At 38.8% G+C, this 19,491-nt stretch carries 14 protein-coding genes and 1 pseudogene; 8 read left to right on the top strand and 7 right to left on the bottom strand.

What is annotated here, in order from left to right; genetic code table 11:
• The 3 genes from IJE64_RS09265 to IJE64_RS09255 all read left to right on the top strand — a co-directional run.
• On the top strand, positions 1–722 hold a 722-nt coding region (locus IJE64_RS09265), incomplete at its 5' end, for an Ig-like domain-containing protein (RefSeq protein ID WP_292785120.1).
• Between the two features lie 134 nt (positions 723–856).
• The gene (locus IJE64_RS09260; RefSeq protein WP_292785118.1) at positions 857–1,426 is read left to right on the top strand and encodes a hypothetical protein; all 570 of its coding nucleotides are present in this window, start codon (positions 857–859) and stop codon (positions 1,424–1,426) included.
• Between the two features lie 174 nt (positions 1,427–1,600).
• A complete protein-coding gene (locus IJE64_RS09255) occupies positions 1,601–4,798 on the top strand; it encodes an Ig-like domain repeat protein (protein WP_292785116.1) in 3,198 nt (1,065 codons plus the stop codon).
• A 175-nt stretch (positions 4,799–4,973) separates the two neighbouring features.
• Here the strand turns inward: IJE64_RS09255 and IJE64_RS10660 are convergent, their stop codons facing one another.
• On the bottom strand, positions 4,974–5,552 hold the full coding sequence (locus tag IJE64_RS10660; protein WP_394355595.1) for an Ig-like domain-containing protein: 579 nt from the start codon (positions 5,550–5,552) through the stop codon (positions 4,974–4,976).
• Between the two features lie 202 nt (positions 5,553–5,754).
• Positions 5,755–8,001, bottom strand: a complete 2,247-nt coding sequence (locus IJE64_RS09245) for a hypothetical protein (protein ID WP_292785112.1) — start codon at positions 7,999–8,001, stop codon at positions 5,755–5,757.
• 187 nt (positions 8,002–8,188) lie between these two features.
• On the opposite strand from IJE64_RS09245, the gene IJE64_RS09240 reads away from it, so the two are divergent.
• From IJE64_RS09240 to IJE64_RS09235, 3 genes and pseudogenes are all read left to right on the top strand, one after another.
• Complete coding sequence (locus tag IJE64_RS09240) at positions 8,189–8,587, top strand: PaaI family thioesterase (RefSeq protein ID WP_292785109.1); 399 nt, start codon at positions 8,189–8,191, stop codon at positions 8,585–8,587.
• Positions 8,588–8,620: 33 nt separating this feature from the next.
• Positions 8,621–8,683 (top strand): annotated as a pseudogene (locus tag IJE64_RS10655) (zinc-ribbon domain-containing protein); the annotation flags it as partial.
• A 183-nt stretch (positions 8,684–8,866) separates the two neighbouring features.
• On the top strand, positions 8,867–9,592 hold the full coding sequence (locus IJE64_RS09235; RefSeq protein WP_292785107.1) for a succinylglutamate desuccinylase/aspartoacylase family protein: 726 nt from the start codon (positions 8,867–8,869) through the stop codon (positions 9,590–9,592).
• Between the two features lie 533 nt (positions 9,593–10,125).
• Here IJE64_RS09235 and IJE64_RS09230 read toward each other — a convergent pair.
• Both IJE64_RS09230 and IJE64_RS09225 read right to left on the bottom strand, forming a co-directional pair.
• On the bottom strand, positions 10,126–11,361 hold the full coding sequence (locus IJE64_RS09230; RefSeq protein ID WP_292785105.1) for an aspartate kinase: 1,236 nt from the start codon (positions 11,359–11,361) through the stop codon (positions 10,126–10,128).
• 83 nt (positions 11,362–11,444) lie between these two features.
• Complete coding sequence (locus IJE64_RS09225) at positions 11,445–12,881, bottom strand: hypothetical protein (protein ID WP_292785103.1); 1,437 nt, start codon at positions 12,879–12,881, stop codon at positions 11,445–11,447.
• A 172-nt stretch (positions 12,882–13,053) separates the two neighbouring features.
• Between IJE64_RS09225 and IJE64_RS09220 the strand changes: the two genes are divergently transcribed.
• Positions 13,054–13,539, top strand: coding sequence for a hypothetical protein (locus tag IJE64_RS09220; RefSeq protein WP_292785101.1), 486 nt, complete (start codon positions 13,054–13,056; stop codon positions 13,537–13,539).
• 33 nt (positions 13,540–13,572) lie between these two features.
• Here the strand turns inward: IJE64_RS09220 and IJE64_RS09215 are convergent, their stop codons facing one another.
• The 3 genes from IJE64_RS09215 to IJE64_RS09205 all read right to left on the bottom strand — a co-directional run bounded on the left by IJE64_RS09215 (position 13,573) and on the right by IJE64_RS09205 (position 18,006).
• Complete coding sequence (locus IJE64_RS09215) at positions 13,573–14,961, bottom strand: hypothetical protein (protein ID WP_292785099.1); 1,389 nt, start codon at positions 14,959–14,961, stop codon at positions 13,573–13,575.
• 164 nt (positions 14,962–15,125) lie between these two features.
• Positions 15,126–16,979: an Ig-like domain repeat protein gene (locus IJE64_RS09210; protein WP_292785096.1), complete on the bottom strand. Its 1,854-nt coding sequence runs from the start codon at positions 16,977–16,979 to the stop codon at positions 15,126–15,128.
• 133 nt (positions 16,980–17,112) lie between these two features.
• Positions 17,113–18,006, bottom strand: coding sequence for a DUF1919 domain-containing protein (locus IJE64_RS09205; RefSeq protein WP_292785094.1), 894 nt, complete (start codon positions 18,004–18,006; stop codon positions 17,113–17,115).
• A gap of 127 nt (positions 18,007–18,133) precedes the next feature.
• Here IJE64_RS09205 and IJE64_RS09200 point away from each other — a divergent pair, with 127 nt between their 5' ends.
• Positions 18,134–19,483, top strand: coding sequence for a glycosyltransferase family 2 protein (locus IJE64_RS09200; RefSeq protein ID WP_292785092.1), 1,350 nt, complete (start codon positions 18,134–18,136; stop codon positions 19,481–19,483).
• Positions 19,484–19,491 lie beyond the last annotated feature (8 nt).

Here is a 19,491-nt window from a genome sequence, read left to right as displayed (position 1 = left end):
CTTCTATAGACTTGTCTGGTCTTTTCGGTGAGAATGGTACTTTTAATTTGTCTTCTATAGACTTGTCTGGTCTTTTCGGTGAGAATGGTACTTTTAATTTGTCTTCTATAGACTTGTCTGGTCTTTTCGGAGGTAATGGCACTAGCTTTAATATATCTAGTTTAAACATCTCCAGCATAATCGATTCAATCTTTGGTAAGACTGAAGTTAAAGACTCCATTAACAGCACCAACCTTGTTACTTATTATGATAAGACAATCAAGTTTAATGTCACTGTCATGTCTGGAGACAAACCAGTAACCGAAGGAAATGTTGTATTCACTATCAACAATAAGGAATATGCTGCAGATATTGGAAGCGACGGTGTTGCAGTTTTAAAACTCCAAAAATTAAAACCTGGAACATATTATGTTACTTCTGCATATAAAGACGTTTTAGTACAGAATAAGATAGTAGTTAAAAAATCCATCCTTGCTAAAGATGTAACTAAAAAATACAAGAAAGCAGGTAAATTTATTGTTAAAGTTTTAGACACAAAAGGTAAGCCTCAAGCTAAACAGACAGTCAAAATGACATTAAAAGGCAAAACCTACACCGCTAAAACCAACAGTAAAGGTATTGCTACTTTCAATTTACCTAAAAATTTAAAGGTTGGAAAATATACTATTAAGACCTATTGCAAAGGTTTAACAATATCAAATAAACTTACTGTTAAAAAATAAATCTTTATTTTTTAACTTTCTTTTTTTTTTAAACTCAACTGATAATATAATCATTTTTTTTCATTGAAATTCTATTTTTGCCCAATGGCTTTGGATGATTTAAAAAATTAAATAGGTTGTTGACCAATATTAACATGATTGAAATGTTTGCATATCCAAAAGAGCTAAGGCCAAAAGACCTGAAAAAGATTTCCAAATATGACTGTGATGAGAAAATAAAAGATGCCTACATCAAGTATCTGACCAACTATTCATTCAATGAATTTGTCAGGTATTGCGAGGACAGTGATGGCGCTCTGGATGATTTGATTTTCAAGTTCACTGATTTGCAGCTGGAAAGGTTCGAGCCGAACTCCCTGATTTGGGTTTCCCATGTGCTGATCAACTTTCTGATTTATTTTGATGTCAATTTGGACTATGGATACTGTTATGATGCATATGCCTCTGCCCTTCAGTTCAGCGTCCTGTTCCTGGCCATGAACATGCTGGTTGAAAAGCTATCCTTTGATGAAGTTGAACTATCTCAACATTCCATAAATTGCTTTGAAAAACTCTTCAATAAATGCCCTGATTTTAAATTTAACCTGGAAAATGATTGCAATTTGGCTTACAAGTCTTTCAACAATGACTTTGACTTTACCGGAGAGGAATTTTACTTAAAGGTTAAGGAATGCATTGACCGATTGCCTCATGTAGGCCTCTGAAATTAATCTTTTTTTTTAATTTTTTAAAATAATATATTTTAAAGCTTATTTTTGAACTTTTTTAATGAATATCTTATCATTTTGCAGATGCTTGCTTAATCAGTTTTATTAACCAGAAGGTTTATACATTAACATATAATTTTTAAAAATTATTATTTTGGAGTGAATAATGTTATGGATAATAAAAGATATTTATGTCTTTTACTAATGATTCTTATTGGATTAATTACTGTTTCTGCAGTCAGCGCTGCAGATGCTAGTGACGATATTGTTAGTCTAGACGAAACAACTAATGAAGTTGCAGATATTGAAAATACGAATGCAAATGCTGAAGCATTCACGAGTGATGCTTCAGTTTCATCCGCTGATTTGAAGATGAATACGACAATCGAATCTGATGTATTGGTGGATGGAAATGACGTTTCACTTACTGTAGATGTCAATCCCGACGCTACAGGTCTTGTCAAATTTACATTAAATGAAAACAGCGTTTATGCTGATGTAAATGGAGGAAGGGCAGTTTACAATACCGTCCTGATTCCAGGCGATTACACATTCAATGCAACCTACATGGGCGACGATAACTTCAACATGAACGCCACATCCCAGGCATTCAGTGTCGTGGAGCCGGCTAAAATGAACACTTCCATAAAGGCGGTTGCAAGTGTATTGTCCCACACCGTCACAGTCAATGTCAATGTTGATGAGAGGGCCACAGGCTATGTGACTATAGGCGTTTTGGGCCAAAGGTTCCTGATTCCTGTAAATGGAGGAAAGGCAGTTTTCAAATACGATTTTGACCCTGGAAGTTATGAGGCCGATGTGGATTATCTTGGTGACGATAACTTCAACAATGCAAGCACCACAGTTCCATTCACTGTCATTAAGGATGCCATTTTCCCAAAGGACACTCCGATTTCAGCGGATGTCGAGACATCAGACAATGACGTGACAGTCATTGCCGATATAGACCCTGCCGCATACGGTTTGATAGAGTTCAATATTGACGGCGATGTGACCTACATTATAGTGGACAACGGAAAGGCTGTTTACGAGACTGTATTGCCTGCCGGCGATTACAACATCACCGTGACTTACCTCGGCGATGAGCTAAGCAAGTTCAATCCAAATCAGACATCAGTGGCATTCACAGTCACAGACCATGTCAAAAAGAACACTACAGTAACTCCTGAAGTTACAGTTGATGGATATGATGTTGCATTGGCTGTTGCTGTTGATGAGAACGCAACAGGACTTGTCAAACTGGAATTGGAAGGAAACACAATTTTCGTTGAGTTAAATGAAGGCAAAGCCATTTTCAGCACCATCATGCTTCCGGGCAACTACACTGCCAGCGCAACCTATATGGGTGACGATGACTTCAACGCCAACGCAACAGATTTCGAATTTGAAGTCGAAGAAATTCCTCTTAATAACACTAACGTCACTCTCACTGTTGAGATTGACGAAAATGATGTGGAAATGATTGTCGACGTTGACAAGAACGCTACCGGACTGGTGGAATATCGTATCAGCGGCACTGAGGAGTTCACCCGTTATGTTGCACTTGATGACGGCATCGCAGTTCTTAATACATTTTTGGAGCCTGGAGACTATGAGGTTCTGGCAACATACCTTGGAGACGACAGCTTTTATGCAAACTCCACCTCCCAGAAGTTCACCGTCATAGGCCACATCAAGAAGGACACATCCATCAAGGTCACTTCAGATGCGCAGTCAAGCACAGTAACCATCGAGGTGGATGTTGACCAGAACGCAACAGGATATGTGACAATCTCCGTTTTGGGTGAAAGCTTCATCGTTGATGTAAATGATGGAAAGGCCGTCCTGTCATATCCTTTCATCCCTGGAACCTACACAGCAAAAGTGGTATATCTTGGAGATGACGACTTCAACAATGCAACCGCAAGGACATCATTCACAGTCATCAAGGAGGACACCCACATGATGGACACTCCTATTTCCGTTGATGTCGTTTCTAATGACAATGACGTGACAATCACCGCAACCGTCGACAGCGCTGCCAGTGGGCTTGTCGAGTTCAATGTTGCAGGCGATGCGGCTTATGTCTCTTTGGATAATGGCGAAGCGGTTTATGAGACAGTATTGCCTGCAGGCGATTACGTTGTGCGCGTAACATACTCAGGTGATTCAAGGTTCAATGCAAACAAGACATCCAAGGAGTTCACTGTCACAGACCACGTTAAAAGGAACACTACAATAGCTTCCGAGGTTGCAGTTGACGGCTATGACGTTAACCTGACTGTTGATGTCGATGCTGATGCAACAGGGCTTGTCAAGCTGGAAATCGATGGAAACGCAATTTTCGTTGAGCTCAACGAAGGTAGGGCCAGCTTCAACGCTGTCCTATGGCCTGGAAACTACACTGTAAATGCAGCATACCTTGGAGACGATGAATTCAATGCCAATTCAACTGAATTCACAATCACTGTGGATGAGATAAGGGCATCTAAAATCAGGGCTGTCATAGTGGACAACGATTTAAACATTACATTCGCCCTTAAGGACGAAAATGGTGAAGCCATTGCGGACGCTCCAATATTCTACATATTGAACGGCACTCAAATGACAACATCAACTGACGAAGAGGGCCTTTTCACAATCAATGCAGGAAACACTGCAGAGATATACATTGAATATGCTGGCAGCAAGACCATTCTTGGCACTGAAATGGCGATAAAGATTGACCTGCCTACTATAGCCCCTCCTGTCAAGACTGAAACCAGGTTCAACATCACAAACAATTCAATAACTCTTAAAGGTTATGCTATCGATAAAAAGGCAGGCGAAAAGGGAATGACCTACTTCACCCAGCTGCTTGACATAAACGGCAACCCTATAAGCAATGCCACAATCCAGTTTGCAATAAACGACAAGATCCACACAAGGGTTACCGATGAGAACGGCAGTTTCGCACCTTATGAGTTGAACATGAACCGGGCAGGAAGATTCACTTTGGCGTTCTCCTTCGGCGGAGACGACAGCTACCTGAGCACATTTGCGGTGGTCTGCGTTGATCTGGACAAAAAGCCGATCACCCTTGAGGCATCCTCAGCCTCCTACAGGGTAAGCACAAAGACAAAGCTATACACTGCTAAGCTCTCCACAATTGCAGGCTCATCTGCAGACGGCAATGTATACATGAGCCCTAAGAAAGTGACACTTAAGGTGAACGGAAAGACATTCGCCGGAACCACCAACGAGGATGGGGAAGTCACCTTCAAGATAACCAACTTATCTAAGAGGGGCAAGTTCACTGCAGTCGTTAGCTATGAGGGCGATTCAGCTTATGAGTCCGCTTCAAAATCAGTGACCTTAACGGTCAATTAAGCGAATCAGATATTCGCTTAATATTTTTTCTTTTTTTAAAATTGTTTTGTTTATTTTAATCGATATTCCTATTTAAATTAGGCATGCCGTATAATCTTTGAAAAGATATAAAAAATAGATGGGTTTCCCAAAATAGTAGCTATTTCGGGAATGTTTAAATATTTTTTTTAGAGGACTAATTGATTCTATTTCCCTCTTCATCATATTCAGGTAACGGTGCATTTCCTCCGGAACCTGAACCTGAGCCTGATCCTGAACCGCCTGAGCTTCGGCCGCCTGAACTGCCTGATGACCTTGAAGGGGTCTGTGCTGAGGAACCGCTTGATGAATCGTCGTTGAGTGTGTCCTGAATCAGAGGATCGTTTTCGATGTCGTCCTCAACCTCTCCTCCCTGAATGGTTATCTTCTGCGAGAAGCTGCATGCAGTGTAGTTGTCATCGCCGTCAAAGGTGATGTCGAGGGTGTAATTGCCGCCGCTCACATTGCTCAGCTTGACGACCGCCACTCCTGTGGCCCGTGTCTGGACAGTGTCGTCAAATACGACATTGCCGCTGTCGTCTGTAAGTTTCACGTGGATGGTCTTGTTGCTCAGGGAGGACTGGCCGTCATCCTTCAGTTTGATGTACAGGGTACTGTTTTCTCCGATGTCCCCGTTGTTTAGGATTTCAATGTTTGTCGATTGCGCCTCATTTATTGGGGCGAAAATTATGCTGCCTACCACAACAGCAAGTATGACAACAATTCCTCCAATCATTAATTCTTTTTTGTCCATTTTATCACTTGATATATTATTTTAATTGAAGGTTATATATAATATTTATTAATTTTGTTTAGCGGATAATCAACAAATACGATAATATTGTTTGATTGATATTGAGGATATGATATAAAAATAATTCTTAGAGCTTAATAGAGTTGACTCTTAAAAAAATAAGAAAAAATAGATGGATTAGCATCTATTTTAAAACCTTAACTGTTTTTTTGACAGTGTCCTTGCCAAATGTTGCCTGGTAAGTTACCTTCTTGCCCAATTTGAGCTTCTTGAGAACAGCTGATTTGATTGTTACTTTTGCAATGCCCTTAGAATTTGTATTGATTTTTCCGACGACCTTGCCGTTGAATGTGAAGGTTACTTTTTTATTTTTAATAGGTTCATTTCCTTTTTTTAATGTTGCGGTTAAAACAAGGCTTTTAGCGGATTTTTTAACCTTGACGTCATTCAATGTGAGAACATGCTTTACAGTGACTTTTTTGTTCACATTCAAGTTGTCACCACGGATTGTAATGGAATATGAACCTGGTTTTAAAGGCAATTTTACCTTAGCTATACCATTGGAATCGGTATGGGCATAATAAGGAGCTCCGTTGACATCAAATAATAGTGCATAATCCTTAGCTGGATTATTGTTCAAATCGGATACCTTTATCTGATAGTATTCGTTGCAGTAGAATGAATTTGGCGCGTTGACATTGTATAATTTAGGCAATATTTCAATGTCATGAGTGAAGGTTTGAGCATAGTAGTTTTTATCGCCGGAATATGTTACCCTGACGGTGTAATTGCCAGCTTTCGCTTTTGATATGTCAAAGTCCATAATATCATTGGTTATTTTCTTTTTGTATGTTTCACCGTCAATTGTGATGCTCAAGGTTCCAGTCATGTCATATACAAGATATAACAGGTTATTGGTTCCTCCTTCAATCAAATCATTCGGGTCCGCCATTGTATGGTATAGCGGTGAAATTTCATAGGTGTAGTTAAGCCTTTTGGATGCTTGTGCAACTGTTTTGCCGTCCTTTGTCCACACCACTTTTATTGTGTGCATTCCCCATGAAACATCAGTGACGGTGAATGCAACGCTTCCAAAAGACATGTCATTATATGCATACTTAAATTTGTTGTCCACATACATCTTGACAGAGCCTTTGGAATTTTCTGGGAAATAGACAGAGAAGAAATCAGTATGATACTTTACAAGCTTCTCTTCTGGAAAATCAACCAGGAAGTTAACAGCTTCAAATTCAGCTGAAGCATTTGTGGCCTTGTGATACAAATCACCGGCATATCTGAGTTCGATTGTATGGCTTGAAAGGCTGAATTTGGAAGGTCTGAATATGAATGAATCCCCTTCTCGAATAAAATCCTGTTTTTTGCCGTCGATATAGAGACTGAAGTAACTTGGATCTAATAAATTCACCCAATTATTGATATCCAGCTTGTATTCTCCAGTATCATAGAAAACTTTGTTTGGGAATGAAATACTCATATTCCATAGGCTAGGGTCCTCTCTGGCCTCTATAGAGCATATTCCATCATAATTATATGCCTCATCTGTATAGCTTATTAAAAATGCCACGGTATCTTCAACAATCAGATACTCATTGATCGGTATTCTGATTTCGCCGTTTACTCCTGATTTGTTGTAAATTACTTTTCCATTGCCCAAAGACACTGAAAGTTGGCCTGAAACATTGCTTGGAAGATTGACAATCAGATAGTTGTCATCTTTAATCCATGCATATGAATAGTAATTGAAATTAATTGCCGGAATCGCATTGAATAAACTATAACCTGAATAGACTTGACCGCCAGCATTCAGTTTCCAATTCAAGTAATGATTTCCAAGTTTTTGCTCATCAAGAGTGACTTTGGTTGTTCTGCTTTTGATCGGAACTGTTTTTTCAACGCCCCCATCAATGGAATATGTGAAATTGCCATTTGTGTTTTCAGGCACACATACTGTATAATATGCATTGTTGTAATCCAAATTGCCATTATAGTTGGCAGGAAGTACTCCCGGGCGAATGTCAAATGTTCCCTGAACGGTTTTAGGGTTAAATTTTTCGTCTCCATTATATTTGATTGTAATGTTTTTTAAGCCCAAAGCAAAATCGGAATAGTCAATGTGAATGACTCCATTTTCAGTTATTTTATGTTTGGTTGTCTTTCCATCGATTGTTATGTCTGCACTGCCTGTGGCATCAGATGGAAACATAATAACTGAAATATTGTCGCCATTTCTTAAAACATTGATTTCACTGTAATATATTTCGTAGTCATCAATTCCTCCCAATACATCCGCTTCCGATTGTGAAGCGAGAGGAGATGCATCTTGCGTTTGATTTTCATCTGCTGCTGAAACTGCACTTACAGATAAAATCAATATGAAAACGCATATTAAAAAAATCTTTTCAAATTTCATTTTCAACACCAAAATTGTTTAATTAAACGTTAATGTAATTTATTTAGTACATAACATATAATATTTAGTGTTGAAACGGGCGATTTTAAAAAAAATTAAAGAAATGAAAACGCCTGCGCAGGCAAGTAGATTACATACCTAAAAAATTTTTTAACCCAGAAAGGACAATAGTAAACCAGGTGTTATGATGGCTAATTTTGATTCAGTTGAAAGCGCTAGGGAATTCTTTTACAAGGACAAGTTTGCAGTGATTACAGGTGTGGTTCTGGATGAGCTTACAGAAGATGAGGCAATTTGCAGTTTGAAGATAACAGATGACCATAAAAACGCATATGGTGGCGTTATGGGTGGTGTGATTTTCACATTGGCCGATTTTGCCTTTGCGGTTCTCTCAAATCAGATTCACCAGCTGACCGTTGCCCAGCAGGTCGACATCCATTATCTTGCCGCTCCGAAAGGCGAAAAGCTGATTGCAAGGGCAACCTGCAGGAAAAGCGGACGCACATCATCCATCATCAATGTGGACATCTCAGACGACACAGGCCGTGACGTTGCCCAGTTCATCGGAACAGGGTTCAAGTTATAATTATTTATATCCCAATTGACATAACTTAATAACATGAAATGTCAAAACTGTGGGACTGAAAACAAGGACGGCGCAAAATTCTGCAAGAAATGCGGCGCCACCTTTGACAAGCCAGTTGAACAGTCTGTCGCCACACCAAAGTCCTCCTCCAAAAGGACTGTCCTGATTGTGGTGGGGGTATTGGTTCTAGCCATTGCATTGGCTTTGGCATATATCGTTTTTCTTGACGTCTCTCCTGTCGAGGTCGAGCAGCTCACGACCGCAAACAGCGGAAACGTCTTGCAAAATCCGCATATAGCCTCAAATATCCCTGATTCAAATATCAGCGATACCATTGTCCAGGCTGCAAATTCAGGCGTTCCAGTCTATAGGATAGGCGACGGCTCCGGGCCTGTGACAGTAATCTGTGCGGGAGTCCACGGGGACCAGCTTGTCCCTACCGTTGCAGCGATGGATTTAATTGACTATCTTGACGGGCGCAAGATTAGGGGAACGGTCTACATCATTCCGTTCGCATCACCTCAGGCGGTTTCTGAGAACACCAAGCTGACAAATGGAGTCAACTTGAATACCGTTGCAGATGAGGAGGGAACAGTTTCCAATCTGATTGTTGACTTTGCAATAAGCCATAATGCAACTGCCGTCGGCGATTTCCATGAAACGGAGGTCGGGAAAAATCCGGGAATCACAACAATAATGTGCTCTCAGGTGCCGACCTACGGAAGCTATATGCTTGCGCGTGACATGTCCGAACTTACCCTGGACACAACATTCACCTACACCCTTGCGGGAATTGCCTATGACGGGGCAATCGAGGATGAATGTAACCTTGCAGGCACACCTGCGGTAACTCCTCTGGTCGTTGTGGGAGATCACGGCCAGGTATCTCAAGCAGCCGTCAGGGAATCCTATGACCAGATGCTTGCCATGCTGATTGCCAACGGCAATCTTGACTATGATGACGCTTACCTGAAACTGGCGAATTCCGATATTGATGGTTTTTAGGGGATAAACTTCCCCATTTCTTTTTTTAGAATTCAGTTACTTTTAAATACTAGATGCTATAATGGAATGTTACAAAATAAGTTATGCCAAGAGATTTGCTGAGGGTAGGGCTGAAATTGCCAAGATTTTTTTTTAAAGGAGGATAATTTGTCCTGTGAAGAAATTTCGGAAATCACCTGCGTCGATTTGGAAAAAATCATTGGTCTTAACAAGGAACTTTGAGGATTTTTTTTCACCTCTCAATTGAAGCGCTGCCGGGTCAAAAATAACTGCCATAATCCTTTAATATAGCTACAATTAAAATAACAGTTAGGCATTTTAAACACAATTTGGTCAACTTTCACATTAATCAGATTGATTCTATTTTTTAATTTCAATAAAAGATAATGTGTTATCTATATCACAGCAGATTATTTTTTAATAGTTGTTGCGGTTTTTTGAAATCTGGTAGTTGCCGTCAGCTGATGTGGTGGTGACGCTGTAGGTTCCAGCCTTCAGGCTATTTGTATATAAATATGCAATAAAAATATTTTTTACTCGTCTGCTGAATCTTCCAAGATTTCTCTGATTAACTTGGCAGCCCTTTCACCATCCTTGAAATCGACCAGAATCACGAGGGATGTCTGGGATGAGTTAATCTCTATTATGTTTATCCTGTTTTTCCTCAAAGGCTCGGTGACATCTGAGATGATGCTTGGCTTTTCGATGACATCCGGCGATACCAGGGTAATCATTGCTATGTCACGGCCTAGGGAAAGTGAGTTGAATATGTCGCTTTCAAGCACAAGGTCGTGCAGGATATGGTATGCCTTCTGGGCGTCGTGCTTGTCGATGAATGTGGTGATTGAGTTGTTTCCGGCCGAGATCTTGTAGATGTTCACGTCGTTTTCAGCAAGGCATTCGGTGATTTCCTTGAGTGGCCCGACCTGCTCGAGCATGTTCTCCCCGACGATTGCGATTATTGAAAGGGGGTCCTTGTATAGGGTCACTGACTTTTTGGATGTGTCCTCGAAAGGCCCTATTATGTTTGTCCCGTTGGCAGTGAGGTCTGAGTGTGTGAAATTGATGATTTTGGCGTTCATCTTAGGGTCCTTGTATTTTAATGCATGTGGGTTTATGATTCTGGCACCCTTTGTTGCCAAGGTGCGTATCTCCTCGACTGAAATCTCGTTTAGAAGTTCCGCCTTTTCGATCTGTCTCGGGTCGCTTGACATGACTCCGTCGACGTCGCTTATTATTATGACCTCTCTTGCGCCAAGGCAGTTTCCGATGAGAAATGCTGTGATGTCGCTTCCGCCTCTTCCCAAGGTTGTGATTTCGCCTCCATGGCCCTTGGCCAGAAATCCGCAGATGACTGGGATTTCATCATCGTCTAGAATCTTTTCGATGTTGTGAATCATCTGGCAGCTTATGTCAAAGTCGATGTTTGCCTTTAGAAATTCAGAATCAGAAATTATCGGCCAGTCGGCATCGTACGGGTCGATGTATCTTGCCTTCGCTCCCAGAGATTCGAGTGCGGCCTCAAAGACCCTTGCGCTTGTCCGCTCTCCCATCGCCATGATTTCGGCCTGCTGTCTTTGGGTTAAACAGGAGCCTACTGACTCCTTTGAGAGTTCAATTAGGTCGTCAGTTGTCTTGTTGACTGCGGATACGACAACGACCACTTTCTTGCCCTTATTGTATTCCTTGACTACTGATTTTGCCGCCTTTTTAATCTGCTCGCCGTTTGCAAGAGAGCTTCCATCGAATTTTGCTACAATCAAATCCATCAGATTCACCTGGTGTATTAATGTTTGGATGAATTGCTAAATATAATTTTTTGTTGGATTTGGTGACGGTTCCAATTGGGAAATTACTTTTTCTCCATCTCGATTTCCTTTAGAATCTGCTCAAGCAGGTCGTCTCCATCGCCTTGCGCTGGTTCTTGTGTTTTGGCTTGAGGTTCTTGTGGGATTTCCTCCATCGGTTCAGGTTGCTGAGTGTAGAGATGGTTCTCTTCACTTTGGGTGTCCTCTAGAATTTCATCGGATGGGTCAGGTTCTGCACCGTAATTGTAATTACCTTCACTTGAGGAGTCGTTTAGCATTTGATTGATTTCATCAAGAGATAGGTCGCTGATTTGGGATTCCAAATTTGCAGGCTCCCTTTCTTTTCTTGGTGATGTCGGTGCAACATTTGTAAAAGTGTCTCGATTGAGGTATGCGCTTATGAAAATGACTGCAATTAAATAGAACACCAATATGTTGGAGTACATGTTGCTTTGGCCTGTTGCGAATACGACGATTATGTTTATCAGGTTCGGAACGAAAACCAGGAGCATTTCCCTTAGTCCTGTCATGTAAAAGAGAGCTGCAAGAAGGACGATTGAAAGAATCATGTAGACTATAGGATTTGCGAACAGGTTGTTTAGAATGAAGTTCTCCCTGAAGTGGTTGACGAACGAATCGATCAGGTTGTATTTTCCGTTTCCTGCATTTGCTGAAGTTGCATCCTCAAATCCTGCAGTCGGCTCGGCGCCGATTGATGAGAAGAACTCTGATTTTGCATCCTCAAGATTGACGCTGTCTGCAAATGAATCGGTCATTGGAAAGCTTGAATCTCCGCTTTTGACGTCATATATGCTGTTGAGGGAACCTACCGCCAAAAGGAGAATTATTGTCAGTCCTGCAAGCTTTAGAATGGTTCCTTTTGAGTTTCCTCTTCTGGCTAAATAGAATATGATTGCGATTAGTGATAGCAATGCAACGAATATTCCCCAGTAGTTAAGCCCTGAGATGATTGCAAGTGTCAACGCCATCAGGACGGCCAGTTTAGTTGTCATTTGGCCTTTTTCATCAATCATCACCTTGATTAGGAAACACAGAAACATTAAAAAGTAGCTGAAAAGTACATTGCTTGTGAGTGTGACTGAATAGATTGCATTTATCGGAATCAAGCAGATTATCAGTGTCAGGAAGAACTGAAGAACGAACTCGTTGCTGCTTTTATCAGAATCGTTTCTGTGGTACTTGCATATTGCAGCCCACATCACGCTGAAGACCAATGTGTGCACGATGGCCACAGTGATTGGGGACGGGTTGATTTTAAGGCATGCCATCACGATTAGGGTGTGTAATAGTGGGTATGCGCCTGTAAACTCGCCTGCGGCAATCTGGTGAAGCTGGCCATATGAAGCGGCAGTCAGTATTCCCGGATTGTATATGTATACGTACAGTGAAAATATCAGGACAGGCACAAGAAAAATTGTCAGGTCCCTGTAATTTAATTTGGTTGTGCTTGATTCGCTCATGTTATTATCTTATGTTTTCAAACTATATAATAGGTTTCATTTGTCTGGGGTGTGGCAGGTTTGGTATTCTGTATAGTTTATGTTCAAAAAATGCTTTATTTATTAATAACTTAATAACATTTGATATTTTTTTCAAGTAAAACTTATATGCTTGCATGAATTATATTTAATTATGCAAAATTTAAGCATTGTAGTGAGATGTTTCAACCGCAGGAATATGGTTGACGATTTTCTCCTGAATCTTCGCGAAACCTTGAGAAATTACGAATATGAGGTTGTTTTAGTTGGTGGAGGCGACCTTGATTATGAAAATGTCGTCGTCACGACGGAAAAGGATGCTATTTTCGATGGATTGAGGAATGCTTCAGGCGATTTGGTATGTTTCATTGATGTTAATCTAATTGATTCTCTTCGTTTCATCCCCACCATGATTGGGCTTATAGATGAGGTGGACAGGGACTTTGATGCTGCAATGACCAGAAAGGTTAAGGGAAATAGGTTTGCTGGCCTTAAAAGCAAGGTTTCCCATAAGGATTTTTTTGAAAACGAGTTCTGTCTTTTGAAACGCAATGCTGTCGATGCAATCTTGTCTGAAAATGCTTTTTCTCCAGATTTCCTTGAACGTGAAGGATTCAGGATTGCATGGTATGAATATTAAAAAAAAGAAAAATTGTAAGGATTTTTTAAATCCTTAAACGGCAGGTGCCGTTATGTTAATTTTTATGATTTGATAGCCGCTGTCGTCAAACACCACTTCTTTTGTGTAGTTGTTCAGGTTGAACTGTCCGAATGTAATTATGTAGATGTTCTTGTCGGTGTTGTTTGCGACAAATCCGCTCAGTTCCGCCTCGGTAATGTCATTGAAGTCATATATCGCATGCACCCTGTCAATTGGGTCTCCATAGACATGGCTTTGGTTTATGCAGTACACATCAGTGTTGTTCATGCTTCCCAAAAAGTATGCCATGACTCTAGGATTGGTAAGTATCACGATGGAATCGTCATCCTGTGTAATCTGTGCCAATGCTTCGTTATTTGCAATGTTTTCATTGTATAGGGTGTTGTTTGTTGAAATCGCTGTTGCAACGCCTGATATCAGAACCAGTACAATCAATGCAAATGAGATTAAAAACAGTCTTCTGCTAGTGATTTTGCCGATTAGTATGGAGACTGCAACCCATAGTGTGGCTGATGCAAAAATCATGCAGCTTGGCATCAGAACCGGCTTGTAGATGGCTGAGATTGCAATTCCAATTATTAATATTGCAAGGAATGCTCCTATGCCTGTTATGATATAGAATTGGTCTTCATCATCAATGTTGCGCTTTTGTGTGAAATAGATTATTCCAAGAGCTATCAGAATCAGGATTGTTCCAACGCCGAATACGATGCCGTTTGCGGTTATGAAATATCCCAATGAAGTCATTATCAAGTCCAGATTGACTTTAGGCATCAGTGAAGGCTCAAGCGCCTGTATTTGGTTTAGCAGTGTTAAGATCCATGGAACGTATAGGATTATTGCGACAACTGCTGATGCTGCCCAGAATTTGATTTTTTCCCTATTGTTTTTAAGGATATAAATGAGCAGGAACAGGTAGATGACTGCAACGGTCAATCCTGCAAAGTAATGTGTGTATGCCGCAAGGATTGAGAAAACGGTAAACAGAATCCATGATATCTTGTTGTCGTTGGTCATGATGTCTCTGAGGAATACGAATGCCAGGACTGTAAATAGCACTGCCCAACTGAACATCCTTGCCATTAGGAAATAAGTGAAAAACTCACTCATGACACCCATTGACAAGGCAAAGATGCCTGCTGTTAGCCAGCCATAGTCCTTTCTTATTTTAATTGTTGAGACAAGTATGATTATGGCATATGGTATGACTGAAAGTATTTTCAGGAGTGCTACTGAGTTTCCCAAAAACTTTGTTGCAAGTTTGGCGAGCAGATAGTATAGGGGAGGGTTGAACTCACCCTTGCTGATTGTAAGTATGTCTGTTATTGGGAAATTTACAGTTGTTATTGTGAAATACTCTCCAATGCTTGTGATGATGTGGTTTAGGGGACTTATGAGCATATACGCTAAAATCAGAATGCTTAAAATAAGAAAAATTTGTCCAAAAAGATTTTTTCGGGTATTGTCAAATTTCATATTATTAATTATGGATAAGGTTATATTAATTATTTATTAAAGTGTTTTAAAGATTTTAAAAAAAGAAGAAGTAATAGAGATTTTAATCTCTATTTGAATTTTAGTTTCACAGTTTTTGTTGCTTTGTTGTAGTAGCTGTTGCCAGGGAATTTAATTGTTGCTGTATGTGTTCCTTTTTTGGTCAATTTTGTAATTTTGAAAGTGGCTTTTCCCTGTGAATTGGTTGTTGCTGTGTATGTTTTGCCCTTAACGGTTAATGTGAGTTTTTTGTTTGCAATTGCTTTTCCATTGGCTTTAAATGTAACTGTGTATGATTTGGTTTTTGCGGACGCCTTGAATGTTTTTGCTGATGAGGTTATTATTGGAGTTGCTTTTTTGATGGTTACTTTAAATTCTTTGGATGAGGAATTGCAGTACTCATTTCCTTTATATATTGCTTTGAATTTCACTGTTCCGATTGTATTCGGAGTATACTTGAATGTGGCAGTTCCATTTTTGATTTTAGCTTTGCCAAGCAATGAATCTTTCACGTAAATTTCAAGTTCTCCTGATGTGATTTCTGTTGGGTTAATGTGGGCAGTGAATTCTATTTGCTTGTTGTAATATCCTGTTGAGATGGAATTGATGTCTATTGATGTGTTTGTTGGTTTTACTGTAAGTTTGTATGCTTCTGTTGTTTGAAGGCATGTTATGCTTATATTGTGTTCTCCCGGGACTTCATTGACTTTGAAGGTAATGGTTCCATTGTTGTCAGGTGACCTGTAGAATTGGTAAATGCCGTCAATGTATATGTATGCCCTATCGGTCCTCCCTCTAGGAGGGTTTGCATGCTCATCTATCACTGAAACCGAAAATGTTTTGTCTTCCCCGTAGGTCATGATGAAATCGGTATTGTTGATTATTTTTGGAGGATAAGGGGTCACGTCAATGTAAAAGTGTTCAGTATATGTCCTGTTGGTTTCACTAGGGTAAACGATTAGAAACTCTGCAGGGTAAAACATGTATACCTCTGATCCTGATTCGATTATATTATTGGTTAAGTTGGATAATGTGAAGTTCGCTTTACCGTCAATCAATGGCTTTGTAATTTTTTTGTCATAGATGAAACTCACGTTCCCTTTGATGTTCGGATTCATCACAACAAAGATTGTTTCATTGTTGTGTTCCATCACGCTTGAAGGGTAAATGAATACGGGGATTACATTTATGAAATTAGTTGAGTTTATCACATTGTAGTCATTGCCTGTGTAAACGGCATGAATTTCATGTTCTCCCAATGTTAAATTATTTACTCTGATAGCAGCTTCGTTGTTCACAATTCTTGTTGAGTTGATGAAATTGCCGTCAATAAATGCTGTCAGATTGCCTTCGCCATTAGGCAAATGCAAAGTTATCTCTAAGGTTTCGTTGAACTTCAGTTCGATAGGCATGAGAATACACGGTTTGATTTCAAGTTGCACGGTTTTTGTTTCGGGAAGATATTTATCATCGCCTGCGAAAATGCCAGTGATGTTATGAATTCCCGGTTCTAGTTTCAATTCTTCAGTATAAAACTCATTATTGTAATCTGAACTGCCGTAATTGGTTATTGTAGAGTTTTCACCATCGATTGTTATTGTTGGAACGACATCAGAATCTTTAGGTGTTAGGATTTCGAGCGTGTATTTGTTTCCATAATAAAGGCTTAATCCAGTATAATAGCCTGTGGTGGCATAAATCTCAACGTTCGGCTGTATTTTTTCTGTTGTGTTATCTTCATTTTGTGAATAAATGCCATTTTCACCATCCATTGCATTTTGATTGGCAATGGAATCATCAATTCTTGGTTGAATGTCATTGGCATTTAGGCTGTCCAATGAATCCGTTGCATTTTCATGAGCAGAGACAATGCTGATCGATAAAAATGCTGTTAGTAAAATACAAATGATTGCAATTTTTTTCATTTTAACATCCCACATGTTTTTTAATATAAAGTATATACTCGCTATGGTATAAATATTTTCCAAATTGATGCAAATTAAGCTTTTAAAGCATCCATTATTTAAAAATCCATATGGGTTCTATTAAATGGTGGGTTTATATGAATTTTATTCTAGGTTTGTAGTTGTGATTTACTAAAAGTTCAAGTATGTCAAAGTGGGGGAGCGTGCCGTTGGCGGTGTTGTTTACAAGCATTCCTAATGTGCCCGGCTGACGGTTGACCATGAATTCGCTGAAATCAATCACGTCTGGGCTGTCAATATGGCCTGAATGGAAACAGATTTTGTGCTGAAGGGGTATTGAATCAAAGGCAATTGCATATCCTCTTACTTCAGTTGTTGTCTCAAATAGGAGATTATTGTAGTTTATCCTTGCTTTTCTCTCATCCCACTTTCTTTTTGCTTCTTCAAAACTGGTATAATGATTGAAATAGATATAGACATCATCTAATCTACCAACAGGATAGTTTCTCTTGAGTATATGTTCGTATTCTTCCCTGTCAAAGACAAGTTCTTGGTTCATGTAGTGTGTGAAGTTTTTTGCCAGTTTGTTGAAATCCACATCCATTAAAAATAGATTCACGAAAGGTGATGTGAATTGGAGGCCTAGCTGATTGAATAGTAATCCTCCCCAACAGTGTCTGCTTATTATGCTTGGAGGATTTTGAAGGAGTTGTTCGTATTTTGCAAAGTCGAAATAGGGAATTTCGAAAACACGTGCGGGGATTATTTTTTGTGTAAATCCATATTCATTTGGGATGATGTCAAACCACATTTTACTGTCATCCAATATGACAAAATAGTCAAAATTGATTCCTTTAAGCATATCAAGTGAATTGACAACATTATTTTCATCTAAATAATCATAGTCAACATCATCAGATAATAATGTTGCCACAATTGAAATATTGCCCTTTTCCACTTCTCTTTCAATCAAATTGAATTTTGAATGGTAACTTTTCATATCTCCGATTAGTACAATTAAAGCCATATTCACAACCTATCAATAAAGTATAATAATAATTTATAATAAATTATATTTAAATATACTATTAATTTGATAGTTCTTTTAAATAGGGCGAGATTTATTTTTTAAAATAACTTGGTTTGAGGATAATATGAAAATAATTTCAATAACTACCATTAAAAATGAAGCGGACATTATCGAATCTTTTGTAAGGTATCATTCAAATATTGTGGATTTGATGATTATTTTGGATAATGGAAGCACTGATGATACATTGGACATTTTAAACCAGCTGAAAGATGAGAGTTTGCCGATTGTGGTTATTGAAGATGAAGACAGGTACTTCGAGCCGTTTATTAAGTATAATTATTTGCTGGGCATTGCTTTAAATGAATATTCCGCAGACATAGTTTGTCCTCTTGACTGTGATGAGTTTATTGTTTGCAATGAAGGCAATCCTAGAGAGTTAATTGATGATATCGCTGATGATTCTTATTTGAAGCTTAAATGGAGGACTTATGTTCCAACATCAGATGATGATGAAGATATCAAGTTTATTCCTTCAAGGATAACTCACGTCCGTGATGAAAACCTGGAGACCAACTGCAAGGTAATAGTCACTAGAAAATTGGTTGATAAGTTTGATATAAAGCTCAGTATCGGAAACCATGACATCGATGTCGATGATGAGTTTAAGGATAAAATAGAGTGTGTTGTTGATGCAGGATTGAACATTGCCCATTATCCGTTGAGGTCAATCAATCAGACAAAATCAAAAGTCTTGGTGGGATATCCAAATACTCTTTCAAGGAATACTGTTGTTAAAGGAACAAGTTTTCATTATGAGATAATGTTTGATAAAATTAGGAATAATGAGAATCTATCCATTGAAGATGTAACCAAGCTGGCAAAACTGTATTCTCTTGATTTTAATAAGGTTCCTTCAAAATATGAAGATGATGGTCTGATTAATCTCAAAGAAATGCCTGTAAATCTAAGCTTTTGTGATGAGTTGGATATCAAATATTCTTTTAATGAATCTCCTCTCAATAATTTGTTGGACAATTACATTTATTTTGCTACAGAGATTAATATTTTTAAAAATAAGCTATCAAAATCTGAAAGGGAATTGGCATTCATAAAAGATGACAGTCAAAAAAAGATTTTTGAGCTTAGAAAAATTAGGGATGAAAATAAAAGCCAATCTGAAGAAATTGCCAATCTGGAAGATATTAATGAAAAATTAGAAATATATGGAAATAAATTAAAAGAAGATAATTCCAAACTAAAAGATGAAAATTCTAACTTGAAAAATGATTTTGACCAATTAAATAATCAATTTGATGAAATAATGGATCGAAATGTGATTTTAACTAAAACAAAAACTCAATTGGCACATGATATTGAAGATCTTAAGGAAATTAATTCCAATCAGGAAAATGAAATCAATCAATTGAAAAATAAGAAACTTAAAGATTATGTCAAGGACATGATTAGATAGGATAACAA

It is taken from the genome of Methanobrevibacter sp. (genome assembly GCF_017409525.1).
Lineage (GTDB): Archaea > Methanobacteriota > Methanobacteria > Methanobacteriales > Methanobacteriaceae > Methanocatella.
The sequence above is the reverse complement of the archived record's forward strand: the minus strand, read 5'-3'. Positions and strand labels throughout refer to the sequence as shown.